Raw genomic sequence first — 17,231 nt, forward strand, 5'->3', positions numbered from 1 at the left:
AGGATTTTTAGTCTTAAAACAGAATAGCTATTATAAAGGGGATATTTTGAAATACCATAAAATATATCCATTTAAATCATGAAAAAGTGCGATCAGTAAATCTGAAAAACTATGTGAAATGGGGGAATAACATTTGAATTTAAAAACTTGGCATAAAGAAGCAGAAAAGAAATGGGATGTTTTTGCCCCTACATGGGCGAAGAATTCACAGGAAATGTGGGAGACCGGTAGTCGTAAAAAGATCATTCCTTTCTTTTCTGAGTATGTGGAGGCGGCATCGAAGGTTGTGGATATAGGTTGCGGAGACGGAGTCGGTTCTTCAAAACTCGCCCAAGCCGGTTACATTGTTACAGGTGTGGACCTTTCAACCGTCATGGTTGAATTGGCTAAGGAAAATGCCGACCAACAACCCGGCCTTTCTTTTACTCAAGGAGATTTTTACAGTCTCCCATTTAAGGATGATGAAATGGATGCCGCTTTGGTGATCAATTCACTTGAATATACTGGTGAGCCACTGACGGTGATGAAGGAAATACATCGAATTATAAAGCCCGGGGGATATGTATGTTTTGGAATACTAGGACCTACGGCGGAGCCTCGTAAAAAATTTAGTTACCAACGGTTATTTGGTGAAGATGTGATCATGAATACGATGCAGGCCTGGGAATTTGAAAAGCTTGCACTATCTACTGGTTGGAAGCTAGTCGCTGAGACTGGTGTTGAAAAAAGAGGGGTGGACTACTCCAAGCTAGGTCACTTTTCAAAAGAATTGAAACAATCCGTTTCATTTATGTGGCTCTTCCTCTTTCAAAAAGAAGGTATTCAATGATGGAAAAATATCATATCAATCAATTTGTCGAAAAAACGAAACAGCAGGATAAGGGCCAGGGATTATTTGAACTGGAGACGGAACGAATTCTTGAAATCAATCTCGAACAACAAATCTGGGCTAAAATGGGGACGATGATTTCATACCGGGGCAGTATTAAGTTCGAACGAGAAGGCATGCTGGAGCATGGGATTGGAAAATTATTTAAGAAAGCCTTTACTGGTGAAGGTACCTCTTTAATGAAAGCGACAGGGAAAGGGAAGCTATATGTGGCCGACCAAGGAAAGAAGATTTCGATTATACAATTGAATGGAGAGGCCATTTGTATAAACGGCAATGATTTACTTGCCTTTGAATCAAGTGTGAAATGGGACATTAAAATGATGAGACGCATTGCCGGATTGTTGGCTGGTGGATTGTTCAATGTCAGGCTTGAAGGAAATGGGATGGTTGCGTTCACATCACACTACGAACCCCTCACTTTACTTGTTGAAGAGGGAAAGCCAGTCTATACAGATCCAAATGCGACCGTCGCCTGGTCAGGGAACTTACAGCCAGACTTCGTAACGGATGTATCCTTGAAATCATTTTTTGGGAGAGGAAGCGGAGAGTCAGTTCAGATGAAATTCGAAGGACAGGGGTTTATTGTTGTCCAGCCCTATGAAGAAGTATATTTTGGCGATAAAGAGTCTTAAAAAGTAAAATTAGATTCCTTTTTTTATGATAATAGAAGAGTAGTAAATGAATTATTTGAGAATGAAGAAAAAGGATGAGTAGATACACGTTTGCATTTAACAGACATAGGTATTCAATATCATTTCATTCTAGTGCGAAATAAAAAAATCCTGAGTTTCTCATCAGGATTTTTCCTTAGACAGATGTGTGGCAGGTTCCCCCAAAAAGGGCAATCAACGGACAAAGACCCTTTTTTTCTTTCGCTTTCAATCCCAATCATATGGCGTGGATTGATAGACGTAATAATTGAGCCAGTTGGAAAACATGAGGCTACAGTGACTTTTCCAACGATGCAACGGAGTTTTAGATGGGTCATTATCCGGAAAGTAGTTTTCGGGGAGCTGGGTTTCGATTCCGCGTTCAATATCGCGTTTATATTCGTCACCGAGCGTTCCCGCATCATACTCGAAATGACCAGTCACCATAATTCTCTTTGAATCGGTGGAAGCGGCTATTAACACACCGGCTTGATCTGATTGTGCTAAGATTTTCAGTTCGGGATGATTCACTAACTTTTGATAATCTATGTCAGTATAGCGAGAATGAGGAGCCAAGAAATAATCGTCGAAGCCACGGACGAGGTCTTCATTCGGTTCAAGAACCTCATGTTTATAGATGCCAAAGCATTTTTCCGGAAGCTCATATTTGCCTATACCATAATGGTGGTATAGAGCTGCTTGAGCCCCCCAACAAATATGTAGGGTGGATGTGACATTTTTGCTTGACCAGTTCATGATATCTTTTAATTCTTCCCAATAATTAACTTCTTGAAAGTCCATCTTTTCGACAGGTGCTCCCGTGATGATCATCCCATCATATTTTTTTGAACGAATGTCTTCAAAAGAATTATAAAATTGATTTAAATGAAATTTACTTGTGTTTTTGGATTCATGGGTACTCAAACCCAGAAATGATATATTTACTTGAATAGGCGTGTTGCCAAGAAAACGCAGTAACTGTGCCTCTGTTTTTTCTTTTTCAGGCATAAGGTTTAAAATCAATATATTTAATGGCCGGATTTCCTGGCTGATTGCCCGTTCCTCATCCATTACAAAGATGTTCTCTTCTTCTAAAATCTCTTTAGCTGGCAGGTGTCTTGGTATTTTGATTGGCATAGTTAGCTTTGCCTCCTTTGTGAAATCATAATATTTCAATTATATAGAAAATTTAAAAATAGAAAAGCAATTTTTTTATTTTTTTAGATCCTCATAAGAATTTTGTAGAATGGTAAAATGATGATGAGTTATATAAAACTTGTTTATGACAGTTAAGAATCTAGAAGAGGGGTATATGGATATTGTTTGATCCTACAGCATATGAGAATATGAAAGTGGTATTGGAAGGAGCGGTATATGATCGCGACCTCATTGGGGATATATTGGTTATTGGTCGTGATGATATCGTCAATCTCTCAACACTTGCAAGGAAATATAAAATTGAGTTAGAAATGAAAGAATCAGAGCATACTGATTCTGTGACCGGCGGCTTTGAGGTATACGCTTCACTGGAGAATTTAAGTTCCGAGCTGCTGCAGTCGAACCTGAATGATACGCATTCCGGTTGTGCCGTGAATTTATTCATTTCCATACCGAGAAAGCTCAACAGCTTGGAAGTTAGAAATATATTAATTGAACTCGAGACCCTTTGGGGGAGTGAGAGAATCATTAAATTGACCACTTCTGAAACGGTTAGTGAAAAAGAACCATCCTCATCATGCCATTCAACATTTGGTATTTCTTTCGGAAGACTTATAAAGGAAGAGCAAATGGAAGATTTAGAAGATATGGTAGAGTATCTGATACAATCCATACAAATTGTTGAAGGTTCTTTAAATAACTAATCAAGAACACTCAAACTGGAAAAGTTTCCTTCACTTAAGGTAAAATGACCTCATCAGGGCTAAAGGGAGAGATCATATATGTCCATTTATGAATTTGAAGTGAAAAAGATCAATGGTGATGTCATTTCGCTTGAGGAATACAAGGGAAAAGTATTGATTATAGTTAACACGGCTAGTAAATGTGGATTTTCACCACAGTATGATGACCTGCAGAGCCTATATGTGCAATACAAAGAGGACGGTCTGGAAGTTCTAGGGTTTCCTTGCAATCAGTTCCTCAACCAAGAGCCTGGCGACGAGCTTGAAATCGATTCCTATTGTAAGCTCAATCACGGTGTAACCTTTCCAATGTTTGCGAAAGTGAATGTGAATGGAAAGGATGCTCACCCGCTATTTAGCTATATAACGGAGAATGCACCAGGAATGATGGGATCGAAGTCAATAAAATGGAACTTCACCAAATTCTTGATCGACCGTGAAGGGAATATTGTGAACCGCTATGCTCCCAAAACAAAACCGCTTGAAATGGAAGAAGATATAAAAAAATTGCTATCATGATTCAATGGCCCACCGTGTTCTTATCGGTGGGCTTTTTATTTAAGGAATAAAAGGGTCCGTAATTTAAAGGGGGAAAAATGGGGATAAAGTGGAATATAATAGGTAACAACTATTTTACCCAGGAGGGAAACAATGGAACGGATTGCATGGGTTACGGACAGTACGGCTTTATTGGACGAGGAACTATCTCAAAATGAACATGTATATGTCGTTCCTATGATTGTCATCATGGATGGTGAGGAATACGAAGATGGTGTCGACCTACTACCTGAAGAACTGTATCGCAAAATGAAGGAGGAAAATAAGGTCCCGACCACCTCCCAGCCATCCGTGGGCACCTTTTACGAGTTGTATAGGAAACTTGAAAAAGAATATGATCGGGTGGTTTCCATCCATCTCTCAAGTAAATTGAGTGGGACGGTCTCCTCAAGCCGTCAGGCAGCACAACTTGTCACGATACCTGTGGATGTTTTTGACACCTTGCTTATATCGTATCCGATGATTCTGTTATTAAAAAGGCTCATGCACTATATAAACAGCGGGTTCTCAATGGAAGAAGCTTTCACCCTTACACGGAAGTATGCAGATAGCCATGAGACATATGTCTTGATTGGCTCATTAGACCAACTACACCGGAGTGGGCGGTTAACGGGGACTCAGTATTACCTTGGAAGTCTATTGAGCTTAAAACCGATCATAACCATAGAGAATGGGTTGCTGCAAACCAAAACGAAAACTCGAAATCTTAAGAAAGCGGAAAATCAAATATTCCATGAATTACGCAAATCCATTTCATTGGGCAAGGTAAAAGAATGCAGTATCTTGTACGGAGGTTCACCCGTTCAGGCCGAACCATGGGAAAAGAGGATTACAGAAGAGTTTCCAGAAGTGAAAATACATATATCACCACTAGGTAGTGCAATAGGGGTGCATACAGGTGAACAGACAATCGGGATCAGTTGGTTCAAGGAAGTTTAGGGCAATTTCCCTTTCTAAAAATTAGAACCATGGTAAAATAGAAAGGACATGGAGTGGTGAAATGCAAAAAACAATAATTGAACAAACGGAATCATTTGTCTACGAACAATTAAAATCTGATGTCAGTGGCCATGATTGGTATCATATCAATCGGGTTCGGAAGCTGGCCTTACATATTGCACGTGAAGAAAAAAAGGGTAATGAATTCATAATCGAGATGGCAGCCCTCCTTCATGATATTCCAGATGATAAATTGAATGATGATATGGAAGCAGGTTGGAATAAGCTCGATGATTGGTTGAAGATGACCGGGGTGGACCTGAATACGGTTAAGGAGATAAAGGAGATTATTTCTACCATTTCCTACAGTGCTGGAGAAGTGAATCTGACGTCCGTCGAAGCTGAAATTGTTCAGGATGCCGATCGTTTGGATGCTCTCGGGGCGATTGGAATTGCAAGAACATTTGCGTATGGGGGTAAAAAGGGACAACCTATGTATGATCCATCTCTCACGGTCCGTGAAGAGATGACCAAGCAGGAATATCGAATGGGTAAAAGCTCTTCCGTCCACCATTTTTATGAAAAATTATTACGTTTACAAGACTTGCTTAACACAGATACAGCGAAGAATATCGCGAGTGAACGCCATGAATACATGGTTCGTTTTCTAGAAGAATTCTATAAGGAATGGGATGTACGTTTATGAAAGTTTTTAGCATGGAACATGTAATGAAAACCCAAGGAGAGAAGCTTCTTTTTAAAGATGTTTCTTTATCCATCAGTGAAGGTGAAAAGATCGGGATCGTCGGTATAAATGGGACCGGTAAATCCACGCTGTTGAATATTATAGCTGGATTGGAAGAAAGTGACCTGGGTACGAAGGATCATCCGAATGACTATACAATTTCTTATTTATCACAAGATCCTGACTTTGATGAACAATTGACCATTATGGAGTATATGTATGAAAGTTCGACACCCGTATTCTCCTTGATAAAAGAATATGAAAATACATTGGTGCAATTGCAAATCGATCCCCAAAATAGTGAAGTGCAAAATCGATTATTGAAGCAACAGCAATCTATGGATGCTCTTAATGCCTGGGATACTAGCGCCAATGCCCGGACAATCCTGACTAAGCTAGGCCTTCCTGATCATTCACGGAAATTGGGTGAGCTTTCAGGTGGACAAAAGAAACGGGCAGCATTGGCAAAGACATTGATAGAAACTCCTGATTTGCTCATTTTGGATGAGCCAACCAACCATCTGGATTTTGAAAGTATCACCTGGTTGGAAGAATACTTATCAAAGTATCAGAAATCCGTCTTATTTGTGACCCATGATCGATATTTTCTTGATCGTGTGTCCAATAAAATATGGGAAATAGCTCAAGCTCAGCTTTTTGAATACAAGGGGAATTATGCAGACTACCTTGAATCAAAAGCCATAAGGGAAGAAAATGAATCAACTGAACGTTCAAAAAAAGAGAGTCTCTTCAAAAAAGAATTGGCCTGGATCCGCAAAGGGGCCAAGGCGCGCTCAACGAAGCAAAAGGCTAGGATTCAGCGTTTTGAAACGTTAGAAACCGGTGTTAAGGATAAGCAGAAAAACGAAAGCCTTGAAATGGAATTAAGCGGCGCCCGTCTAGGGAAAAAAGTGTTGGAACTGCAAGGCATCTCCAAATCATTCGGTAATCAGACTATTATCAAAGATTTATCTTTCCTTTTCAAGCCAGGCGATCGTATTGGGATTGTCGGTAATAACGGAAGTGGAAAATCCACACTATTGAATATCTTGGCCGGACGCGAACCGTTGGATGGTGGAAATCTTGAAATCGGGCAAACCGTCAAAATCGGCTACTATACGCAAGAAAGCATCGATATGGATGAAAATCTCCGAATGATCGAATATATCCGGCAAACGGCTGATTCAATTGCTCTTAAAGATGGTAGCTTCATATCCGCTGCACAAATGCTTGAGAGGTTCTTGTTCCCCATGGGTTCGCATGGCACTCCGATACGGAAACTTTCAGGAGGAGAAAAAAGACGACTTTATTTATTGAACATCTTGATGGGTTCACCCAATGTCCTTTTATTGGATGAACCGACAAATGACCTGGATACACAAACCTTGACAGTCCTTGAAGACTATTTAGAAACGTTTTCGGGAGTCGTCATCACCGTTTCGCATGATCGGTACTTTCTTGATAAAACTTGTCACCAACTACTCGTCTTCAAAGATAAAGGTAAAATAGATTTTTATTACGGAAACTACTCTGAGTTTTTAGAGGAAAAGACAGAAGAAACGGTTCCTCAAAAAACTATCGAGCCACAGCCTAATCGGACGGAAAAGAAGAAGAAAAAGCTTACTTATGCGGAAAGTAAGGAATGGGAAGAAATCGAAGGGAAAATGGAGCAAGTCGAAGGTCGCCTGAAGGATATCACAGCCGAAATGTCAGCAGCCGGCAGTGATTTTGAAAAGGTCCGCCTGCTTCTAGAAGAAGAAAAAGAGCTTAACGAAAAGTTAGAGTATACAATGGAAAGATGGACATATCTTGCTGAAAAACTTGAAGGGGAATAAGCTGAAGACTGGGCCAGGATGCGTTAGCTTGGCCCGGTCTTTTTTTCGGTGAATCTCAATTGCATGAGAATCTCTTGCCAGTGTGATAAAATCTAGGACACGAGGAAACGTATTGATAAAGGAGAGAAAAGCATTGAATATTAAATCGATAGAACCTACGCCAAGTCCAAATACAATGAAAATTAATCTTACGGAAGAATTGCCAGCAGGAAAGAGCAATAATTATAAAAAAAATCAAGCGGAACTTGCGCCGCAAATGATAAAAGACATCTTACAAATTGACGGTGTCAAGGGTGTATACCATGTGGCTGACTTTTTAGCAGTCGAACGTAATGCAAAATTTGATTGGAAAGATATTTTGGTCCAAGTTCGCCAAGTTTTCGGTGAGGATACTGGAAAACAAAATCAACAAGCGCAAATAAATGAGCATTATGGAGAAGTTTCCGTTTCCATCCAACAATTTAAAGGTATTCCCATGCAGATTAAAGCAAGTGATAGCACACACGAAAAACGTTTTGCGCTACCGGAGTATTTCATAAAGGCCATATCAGCTGCGCAAAAAGAAGATGATAATGTCGTCCTACTACGTAAATGGAAGGATTACGGCATTCGCTACGGAGAAATGGAAGACATCGTCAAGGAAGTAGCGGCAGAATTGGTTGCAGCTTATCCGGAGGAAAGAATTAATAAATTAGTTGATGCCGCCCAAGAAACCGTGGATAAAAAAGAACCGGTCATCAATCGCCCCAAAATAAAATTGACCGTTGACATGTTAGACGATGAAAGTTGGGAAAAGAGATATCAATTATTGGATCAGATGAGCGATCCGACGGTTGAAGATATTCCGGTACTGGAAAAAGCCCTTGCCGATAGCAAAGTTTCCATTCGTCGACTTGCTGCTGTATATTTAGGGATGATTGAAGACCCAAAAGTCCTTCCTAGCTTATATAAAGCATTGAGGGATTCAAGTGCCGCTGTAAGAAGGACGGCCGGGGACTGTTTATCTGATCTTGGGTTTGAGGAAGCAATGGGTGAAATGGCATTATCTCTATCGGATAAAAATAAACTAGTGAGATGGAGGGCAGCCATGTTTTTATACGAAGTTGGTGATGAATCCATCCTACCTTTTTTAAAGAAAGCTGAACAAGACCCCGAATTTGAAGTCGCACTCCAAGTGAAAATGGCCCTTGATAGAATCGAGAATGGGGAAGAAGCGAAAGGTTCTGTATGGAAACAAATGACGGAATCAAGAAAGTAAAAAATAAGTAAGTTTAAAGACCGAAAGAGGATAATCACAGACCGTGTAAGGACGTGTTTGTTGGTCATCCTCTTTTTTTTATAAAAAAGGGATGAAAGATTAGGTGAAAAATGGATAAAATCATCCATTTATATGAATAAATCCCTTTTCTACTATTTTAGAAAAATGTTTATGTAGAAAACTTTGAGCTAGAATGGTTACATTTGACCACATTTATGTTAGAATTTTTAGAGTATTATAAAAAGTTAATATATTCAATGTTAATTTGCTAAAATGAGGGGGCTACATAAATGTCTACAGCAAAAATGAGAAGCGACATGATTACAAAAGGGGTTGACCGTGCTCCACATAGAAGTCTATTGCGTGCAGCGGGTGTTAAAGAAGAAGATTTCGGCAAACCGTTCATTGCGGTTTGTAATTCATATATTGATATCGTTCCTGGGCACGTCCATCTTCAGGAGTTCGGTAAGATCGTGAAGGAAGCAATCAGGGAAGCTGGCGGGGTTCCATTTGAATTTAATACAATCGGAGTAGACGATGGAATCGCCATGGGACATATTGGTATGCGTTATTCTTTACCAAGTCGTGAAATCATTGCTGACTCCGTAGAAACGGTTGTTTCTGCACATTGGTTTGATGGGATGGTTTGCATTCCAAACTGTGACAAGATTACACCAGGGATGATGATGGGGGCACTTCGTGTCAATATCCCGACGATGTTCGTCAGCGGAGGACCTATGAAGGCTGGAAAAGATAAGAATGGTAAGTCTCTATCCTTAACATCGGTCTTTGAGGGTGTTGGAGCCTATCAAGCAGGTAATATTGAAGCAGAAGACTTAGAAGAAATCGAACAAGTGGCATGTCCTACGTGCGGTTCTTGTTCAGGGATGTTTACTGCCAATTCGATGAACTGTTTAGCTGAAGGATTAGGTCTTGCCCTTCCAGGTAATGGTACTATTTTAGCCGTAGCTGAAGAACGAAAGGAATTCGTAAAGAAATCAGCTAAACAACTGATGGAACTAATCAAAATGGATCGTAAACCGCGCGATATCGTTACGATGGAAGCGATTGATAATGCATTTGCTTTGGATATGGCCATGGGTGGATCGACCAATACCGTCCTTCATACCCTTGCTTTGGCCCATGAAGCAGGTTTTGAGTATCCAATGGAGAGAATAAATGAAATAGCCGGAATGGTACCACATCTTGCAAAGATTGCACCGGCATCGGATTATCATATTGAAGATGTCCATAATGCAGGTGGGGTCAGTGCTATTATTCATGAGTTACTGAAAAAGCCAGGAGCGTTCAATGGTGATTGTCTGTCTGTATCCGGTAAAACGCTACGTGAAAATGTGGAAGGCTGCGAAATCTTGAATACGGATGTCATCCATCCCCTAGATAACCCGCATTCCGAACGTGGAGGACTTGCGGTATTATTCGGGAATCTGGCTCCTCTAGGATCGATCATTAAAGTGGGTGCCGTAGACGAGTCTGTCGGCGGTTATCACCGAGGTCCCGCAATCTGCTTTGATTCCCAAGAAGATGCGTTGTCAGGAATTATTACTGGTAAAGTAAAAGAAGGGGATGTCGTGGTCATTCGATATGAAGGACCTAAAGGCGGACCGGGTATGCCGGAAATGCTGGCACCAACTTCGCAAATCGTCGGCAGGGGTCTTGGGGCCAAGGTAGGTTTAATTACCGATGGGCGTTTCTCAGGTGCTTCTAGAGGGATCAGTATCGGTCATATATCTCCTGAAGCAGCCGAAGGAGGACCAATAGCCTTTGTAGAAAATGGAGATATCATTGAGCTGGATTTGAATAACCGTATCATCCAGTTGGAAATTTCTGACGAAGAATTTGAAAAACGCAAAGCGAATTGGAAAGGATTCGAACCAAAGGTAACAAGAGGGTATCTGGGTCGTTATTCCAAGCTTGTCACCAATGCAAGCACTGGCGGCGTCATGAAGATTTAATCCACAAATGAAAGGGTGGCAGCAGATAATTCTGCTGCCTATTTTCTATGCAGGGCTTGGATGTTGGTAAACCTAAATTGTGTGGATTCAAGGTTAAGGTTCGCCTTTCGTAGAAGGTTTAAGCGTCAACTTTGCATTATGAACATAAATTATAGTATCCTTATAGTCATCTAGTTATTTCAAGGGGGAATTATTATGTCTATGGCTTATGATGAATACATGAAACAAATGGTGAAGCCAATGCGTGCTGAATTGGTGCAAGCGGGTTTTAAGGAATTGGAAACAGCTGAAAAGGTTGAGGAATTCATGGAGGCAGCCGAAGGGACTACACTTGTTGTCGTCAATTCAGTTTGTGGCTGTGCTGCAGGTTTAGCTCGTCCAGCAGCGACTCAAGCTGTACTCCAAGCAGAGAAGAAGCCAAATAATCTAGTCACTGTATTTGCAGGGCAAGATAAAGAAGCGACAGCTAAAATGCGTGAGTACTTTAATGGGATTGAACCTTCTTCTCCATCCATGGCTCTATTAAAAGGGAAAGAGGTCGTTCACTTCATTCCTCGCCATGATATTGAAGGCCAGCCTATGGAAGCTATCATGGAAAATCTCTTGGTAGCATTCGATAATGTAAAGTAAAATAAAATAAGTAAAAAAAAGAATGTCCTGTAAAAGGGCATTCTTTTTCAAATTCAGAGTATTAAAGGAGCAGGTACATGTTTGTGACTACAGCTGGACGAGCTGACCAAGATGTTATAGAGTTGGCAAAAGAGTTCGCGATGGATCAAAAGATTCCTTTTGTATCGAGGAGAAAACGTTCGATTCAGGATATCCAAAGGGAAAACGACAAGGATGATTGTCTCGTTTTCGGGAGAAATAGAATGGAAATATACCGGTACGGAGAGAGGGAGCCTTTCTTTTTTCATCCTAACTTAGCGATGATTCGATTGAAGCGATTACTGAATGGGGAGGCTGATCCATTTCTTATTGCAGGGGATATTAAAGAAGGGGACTCCGTGCTTGATTGTACATTGGGATTAGGTGCTGACTCCATTGTCGCTAGTTTTGCAGTCGGTAGTAAAGGGCGTGTGTTAGCGCTGGAGGAAAATAAATACTTGGCATTACTTGTGGACCATGGTTTAAAGACTTGGAGTGATGCAGAAGAGTGGATGTTATCAGTAATGAGGCGGATAGAAGTTATGGAGGCTAATCATAATGAGTTATTGAAAACTTTACCGGATAATCATTTCGATGTCGTCTATTTTGATCCGATGTTTGAGGAGACCATTGAAGAATCTAATGGCATTAAAGGCCTGACCCATTTTGCTGCAAATCATGATTTCACCATGGAAATAATAAATGAAGCCAAGCGGGTCGCACGAAAAAGAGTTGTGTTGAAAGATCATTTTCGCAGTACCCGCTTCCAGAGATTTGGATTTGACGTGTTGGAACGAAAAACCTCAAAATTCCATTATGGCTTCATTTCCATTTTATGAATTCATTCGGTCTGATAATCCCCTTCATCAAGACCCATTGCACAGCCTTCACGGCTGGAATCAGCAGCGCCATAATTCGAACCGTCCAATGGGTTGATTTGTATGGCCTGAACATTACCGATTGAGTGGGGGACTTCATTGAAGGCAAATCCCATTCCTTCGAGGTGTCCCTTGCTGCTCATATCAATCCCGGCTTCCCATTCAATATGTGGGCCCATCGGCGTGAAAATTCTTGGTTCTTCGATTGCCGCCTTTAAGTCCATTTTGAAATCGAGCACATTAATGATGGTTTGGACAACTGAGCTAATGATTGTCGGTCCCCCAGGGGAACCAAGTGTTAAAATGGGTTGATTGTCTTTAAAAATGATGGTCGGACTCTTACAGCTTACTGGTCGTTTATTAGGCTGTACTTCATTCATGCCCCCTGGAACGGAATCAAAGTCGGTCAATTCATTATTCAACATGAAACCATAGTCGGAAACCATGATGCCAGAACCGAAAGGGTGCTCAACAGTCGAGGTGCAAGCCGCGATGTTGCCCCATCTGTCACGCACCGTGAAGTGGGTGGTTTCACTGCGTTCTTCATCATTTGGCTGTTGAATCACTTCCCTTTGCTTCACGGAATCATACTTCCATGGATTTCCGAAATCAATGGCATTGTTCCGTGACTTGAAATTAATGAACTTCCGTCGTTCAGCTATATATTCGTCATGCATAAGACCCGTAAGCGGTAATTCGGCAAATTCGGGATCAGCCAGAAATGCCTTTTTATCTGTAAAGGCCAGACGCATCGCTTCCGCTATCAGATAATATTTCTCCCAGGAACGTACATCATATTGCTCTAGATGGAATGATTCTAATATCTTTAATATTTGAATGACGGTAAACCCTCCCGCGCTAGGAGCCATCGAAGAGACAATTTTATAATCTTTATAGGTGCCGACCATGGGTTCATCAACGGTTGCTTTGTAATCTCTTAAATCGGCCATTTCCATGAATCCGCCTTGTTCCTTGATACAGGAAATGATTCCTTCACCAATCTCGCCCTCATAAAAAGCAGATACCCCTTCGCGTTGTAAAATCCTATAAGTATTTGCCAGCTTTTCCTTAACTAATATATCTCCCACCTGGTATGGTTTTCCTTCGGGCATGAAGAAGTTTCGCGCTTCATCACCCAATCGATATTCAAAGTTTTTAAGGGCATCACAAAGTACCCAGTTGACCGGGACCCCATTTTCAGCAAATTCTATAGAGGGTTCAATGAGTTCGGCTAATGGCTTGCTACCATATTCATTGAGCGCTTCATCCATCGCCTTTAGAATTCCTGGAATGCCAACTGCCGTCCCTTTTGTCGAACGCTCTTTAAAGGGAATAACCTCCCCATTTTCATCCAGGAACAATTCAGGATATGCCGCTTTAGGTGCCCTGACATGTCCATCGAATATCTTCGTTTTTTTACTTTTTTCATTATAAACCATAAGGAATCCACTGCCGCCTATTCCTGTCATCATAGGTTCCACGATATTTAATGCAAATTGGATGGCTACTGCTGCATCAACGGCATTTCCGCCATCGCGTAAGATCTTTTCCCCGATTTTAGTCGCAACTGGATGAGCCGTGACGACCATACCAGCTTTTCCTGTTGCCGTTTCTCTTTTATAGTTTTCTTCTTTGGTTTTTTCATCGATGTTTTCCATCAAAATTCCTCCAGTATATCGTCTTAAGTTCTTTCTTGAGCTAGAGACGAACTTCATTGAAAAGAAAACCTTGTCATTTATAGAATGACAAGGACTCTTTCATAAGTATTTTAGTCTTAATCAGCAAATGATAAATATACGAAAAATGCTAATGTAACAAGACATAAAGCCACCATGGCGGTTGTAGTCAAAGCCATTTATAAGCCCTCCTTAAAAAGATACCTGAATCTATTTAAGTTCTACAAATTACCTAATAATCCTTTAATTTATATATTTATAGTGAAAAATGGTATAAAAGATGCAACACGTATGTTGCATATAGGTATTTATCCTTTTTGGCGATTTTTGAAACATGGGGTATTATATATTCGTATTACCTGGAAAATCGCAGTATACTAGAAAAAAGGAACAACAGGAGGGGGGATAATGGTTTGAAAACGGCAACATGGTTTAGGAAAAGTCTTGTCATTTTAGTTTCCGTTTTAACGTTTGGACTTGTCACACCTACAGATTTGGCATGGTTAGCTGATGCTGACTCTCTAAAAGATTCGAAAAAAGGGGTAGTGCAAGAAGACCATACACCATTTCCTTCTGCACAGGAGTCTAGTGGCTTCAATCATTTCGACCGTGATAACTTTTTATCGGATATACTTGATAAAGCAGAAGAAAGCGCTTATGTGAAATTTGGTGAAAAAATCAACCCTAAAATAGGCGATGAGTTCAAAATGATCATTTTGCCGAAAATAGAAGAGACGGTAAACGATATGGCGAACCAATTTCCTGATGAAAAACTGCAACAGCTAACTATCACGGAGCGGCCAAGTGCAGGTAGATCCGAAAAAATATTCCATATTTATGACTCGACAAGTGGAAATGATGTCATCCGATTCCATGTTAGGCAGGAAAATCCACCGTTAGAAGGATATTGGTTTAATTTTCATTATCACACGTACCACGATTCTTTTGCCACGCATTATGACATCGGGAAAATATATTGGGATAAAAACACTCCTCCCAAATGGACGAATCAAGATAGAATCTCCTAAATCTCTTCGTTCATTGATTTTATCTAAAGGGAAGAGTATGATGATAATGAACATACATAAAGGTAAGTTCATAATGTTCTTTTTGGATACGTTGTTCTGCAACGTATTTATTTTGTGTGAAATAATACATAGCAAGAAAAACTGCGCTGTGCCTCTAGAGAGCATTTGCAGTGAATTTTATAGTTTTGCAGAGGTGCTTTAATCATGTCAGTAGAATTGCTAAATAAAATCTTCCATACCTATTCCCAGTTTTTTGATTGGGATATGTGGGGGGAAGTACTAACAGACCCTGTTAGCTGGGGATTAATTGGGACACTTGTCTTAATGGAAGGCCTTTTATCGGCTGATAACGCTTTGGTATTGGCCGTTATGGTTCGGCATCTTCCGGAAAAACAAAGGAAAAAGGCGCTTTTCTATGGGTTATTGGGTGCATATGCATTCCGTTTCTTAGCCATTGGAATAGGTGTCTATCTCATCAAGATTTCTTGGGTGAAAATCCTCGGAGCTGTTTATCTTGCCTGGCTTTCATTCAAATATTTCCGAGATAAGAGAAATAAACAGGCTAACCAGGATGAAGAGTTACAGGGAATGAGTAAAAATAGTTTATTAATCCGTATGTTCGGTAATTTATGGGGAACGGTTGTCGCTGTTGAGATGATGGATATTGCTTTTTCCGTGGACAGTGTCTTGGCTGCCTTTGGGGTGAGTGAAAAGATTTGGGTCCTCCTGTTGGGCGGAATGATCGGTGTCCTGATGATGCGGGGCGTTGCCGGAGTCTTTTTGAAACTGATTGATAAGATTCCTGAATTGGAAACGGCTGCCTATGTCTTGATAGGATTCATATCGATTAAAATGCTTCTTTCGGTGGCGAAAATTGAAGTTCCACATGTCATCTTCTTTGTGACCATCCTTGTTATTTTTGGCACGACCATCTTGCTTCATTTTCAGAGAGAAAAAAAGCTTAAAGAACAAAGTAAATAATCTTACGGAAAAGAGCTGACACCAAAATGGTGTCAGCTCTTTCTTTGGGAATAAAACTCAAATAGATGAAAAAGGAGAGTGAAAAATGTAAAAAAGAGCAAAGGGTATAACAGGTTTAGCCATAATGATGTTAGGAATGGATGCAGCAAGATGCCAAAGAAAATCGAAAATAGCAATAGATCTAGAATGATGAATACTTTTAAACTGTAAATTTCCAGTACTTCCTCGGCTAGTTCATGTCGTTCTGGCAGGATGAGACTTCTGTTAACTGGTTTCATGGTATCACCTTGAACCTTTTTTGATTATATTATTTTATATGAAAATACTGGGTGATCCGTGCCTCGTGAGAAAAGAATATTCCACTTATTTTTACCAAAAATACATCAATCAATTATAGAGTAGTTTCATGTTATACTAGAATAATAAAATGGGATTGAAGTATACATATTTCTTTGAATTACCCTATTAAACCATGGAAAGGATGGAGAAGGGTGACAAATAAAAAGTGGGTTGGGTTATTCATTTTGGCAGGCTGTTTCCTTTCCATGCTTTCCATCTCTTTTGCTAAGGAAGATGGTTTAAAGTGGAGGGATTTGAAAAAAGATAGCCTACTAAGGCAGGCGGCCATTTTTCAGGATCAAGAGACATTACAGAACTTGTTTATATATCCTGTAGATGAATTTAATGAAGAGGAAGCCTTAAACATAGTTGAAACAATCAATAAACTCCCGCATTCCCTTCAAGTGAAAATTATTGATCGGGGTGTGAAAATAAAGCTTTTCAGTGGGAGCCTGACAGACAATCGTTCTGCAGCTCATTTAAAGGGGCAGGCACCAAGAGGGTATGTTAATCCCAGCACTACATGGGATGATGTTCCGGGTATGGGGGGCTCGCATATGGTCTTGGTTAAAATCGGCGCAAGCGATAAAGGTAACGGCCATAGTTCTATAAATCTCGAACTCCATGAAATTGCCCATTCCATCGATAAAATCGTTTATGGCGGCATTCGTGAGGATATAAAGTATTTAAGCGTATGGGGAAAAGAAGTAGATGCACTGTTTCCTGGTCAACCTTATTTTTCTACATATCCCGAAGAATACTTTGCGGAAGCGTTTGCGATGTTTTATGTAAATCCGGAACAAAATCAATTGCTAAGACGGAAAGCGCCAGAGACCTACCATTTTATTAAACAACTAGATTGATTGATTTAATTCATTCCTAATTCACATTGACACATTGAACTGGTAACGGTTAAAAGTTAAAATA

The 17,231-nt window shown here is 40.3% G+C and carries 16 protein-coding genes; 14 read left to right on the forward strand and 2 right to left on the reverse strand.

Annotation, left to right across the window (positions count from 1 at the left end):
* The first annotated feature begins 133 nt into the window (after positions 1-133).
* Positions 134-829: a class I SAM-dependent methyltransferase gene (locus tag ACIQXU_RS08295; RefSeq protein ID WP_402988118.1), complete on the forward strand. Its 696-nt coding sequence runs from the start codon at positions 134-136 to the stop codon at positions 827-829.
* The gene (locus ACIQXU_RS08300; RefSeq protein ID WP_402988802.1) at positions 829-1,524 is read left to right on the forward strand and encodes an AIM24 family protein; all 696 of its coding nucleotides are present in this window, start codon (positions 829-831) and stop codon (positions 1,522-1,524) included. The genes ACIQXU_RS08295 and ACIQXU_RS08300 overlap by 1 nt, the downstream gene beginning before the upstream one ends.
* A 246-nt stretch (positions 1,525-1,770) precedes the next feature.
* Here the strand turns inward: ACIQXU_RS08300 and metA are convergent, their stop codons facing one another.
* Positions 1,771-2,679 (reverse strand): homoserine O-acetyltransferase MetA, encoded by a 909-nt coding sequence (gene metA, locus ACIQXU_RS08305; protein WP_402869030.1) that lies wholly within the window; start codon positions 2,677-2,679, stop codon positions 1,771-1,773.
* A 182-nt stretch (positions 2,680-2,861) separates the two neighbouring features.
* Here metA and ACIQXU_RS08310 point away from each other — a divergent pair, with 182 nt between their 5' ends.
* From ACIQXU_RS08310 to ACIQXU_RS08350, 9 genes are all read left to right on the forward strand, one after another.
* Positions 2,862-3,404: a hypothetical protein gene (locus ACIQXU_RS08310; protein ID WP_402869028.1), complete on the forward strand. Its 543-nt coding sequence runs from the start codon at positions 2,862-2,864 to the stop codon at positions 3,402-3,404.
* 78 nt (positions 3,405-3,482) lie between these two features.
* Positions 3,483-3,962 (forward strand): glutathione peroxidase, encoded by a 480-nt coding sequence (locus tag ACIQXU_RS08315; protein WP_402869026.1) that lies wholly within the window; start codon positions 3,483-3,485, stop codon positions 3,960-3,962.
* A 132-nt stretch (positions 3,963-4,094) separates the two neighbouring features.
* Positions 4,095-4,940, forward strand: coding sequence for a DegV family protein (locus ACIQXU_RS08320; protein WP_402988125.1), 846 nt, complete (start codon positions 4,095-4,097; stop codon positions 4,938-4,940).
* 61 nt (positions 4,941-5,001) lie between these two features.
* Complete coding sequence (locus ACIQXU_RS08325; protein WP_402988129.1) at positions 5,002-5,646, forward strand: HD domain-containing protein; 645 nt, start codon at positions 5,002-5,004, stop codon at positions 5,644-5,646.
* Positions 5,643-7,520: an ABC-F family ATP-binding cassette domain-containing protein gene (locus ACIQXU_RS08330; protein WP_402988132.1), complete on the forward strand. Its 1,878-nt coding sequence runs from the start codon at positions 5,643-5,645 to the stop codon at positions 7,518-7,520. Before ACIQXU_RS08325 ends, ACIQXU_RS08330 begins: the two co-directional genes overlap by 4 nt.
* Positions 7,521-7,653: 133 nt before the next feature.
* The gene (locus tag ACIQXU_RS08335) at positions 7,654-8,778 is read left to right on the forward strand and encodes a conserved virulence factor C family protein (protein WP_402988139.1); all 1,125 of its coding nucleotides are present in this window, start codon (positions 7,654-7,656) and stop codon (positions 8,776-8,778) included.
* A 290-nt stretch (positions 8,779-9,068) separates the two neighbouring features.
* Entirely contained in the window at positions 9,069-10,754 is a 1,686-nt protein-coding gene (ilvD, locus tag ACIQXU_RS08340; protein WP_402988147.1) for a dihydroxy-acid dehydratase, read from the forward strand.
* Between the two features lie 195 nt (positions 10,755-10,949).
* Positions 10,950-11,384, forward strand: a complete 435-nt coding sequence (locus tag ACIQXU_RS08345; protein WP_402956792.1) for a BrxA/BrxB family bacilliredoxin — start codon at positions 10,950-10,952, stop codon at positions 11,382-11,384.
* 77 nt (positions 11,385-11,461) lie between these two features.
* Positions 11,462-12,241 (forward strand): class I SAM-dependent methyltransferase, encoded by a 780-nt coding sequence (locus tag ACIQXU_RS08350; protein WP_402988152.1) that lies wholly within the window; start codon positions 11,462-11,464, stop codon positions 12,239-12,241.
* A 2-nt stretch (positions 12,242-12,243) separates the two neighbouring features.
* On the opposite strand, the gene ggt is transcribed toward ACIQXU_RS08350, so the two are convergent.
* Positions 12,244-13,938 (reverse strand): gamma-glutamyltransferase, encoded by a 1,695-nt coding sequence (gene ggt / locus ACIQXU_RS08355; RefSeq protein WP_402988158.1) that lies wholly within the window; start codon positions 13,936-13,938, stop codon positions 12,244-12,246.
* Between the two features lie 431 nt (positions 13,939-14,369).
* On the opposite strand from ggt, the gene ACIQXU_RS08360 reads away from it, so the two are divergent.
* From ACIQXU_RS08360 to ACIQXU_RS08370, 3 genes are all read left to right on the forward strand, one after another.
* Entirely contained in the window at positions 14,370-14,984 is a 615-nt protein-coding gene (locus ACIQXU_RS08360) for a YpjP family protein (protein ID WP_402988162.1), read from the forward strand.
* A 204-nt stretch (positions 14,985-15,188) separates the two neighbouring features.
* Positions 15,189-15,965, forward strand: coding sequence for a TerC family protein (locus tag ACIQXU_RS08365; RefSeq protein ID WP_402988165.1), 777 nt, complete (start codon positions 15,189-15,191; stop codon positions 15,963-15,965).
* 491 nt (positions 15,966-16,456) lie between these two features.
* On the forward strand, positions 16,457-17,167 hold the full coding sequence (locus ACIQXU_RS08370; RefSeq protein ID WP_402988168.1) for an anthrax toxin lethal factor-related metalloendopeptidase: 711 nt from the start codon (positions 16,457-16,459) through the stop codon (positions 17,165-17,167).
* Positions 17,168-17,231 lie beyond the last annotated feature (64 nt).

The organism is Peribacillus sp. NPDC097284, from assembly GCF_044761765.1.
GTDB lineage: Bacteria > Bacillota > Bacilli > Bacillales > DSM-1321 > Peribacillus.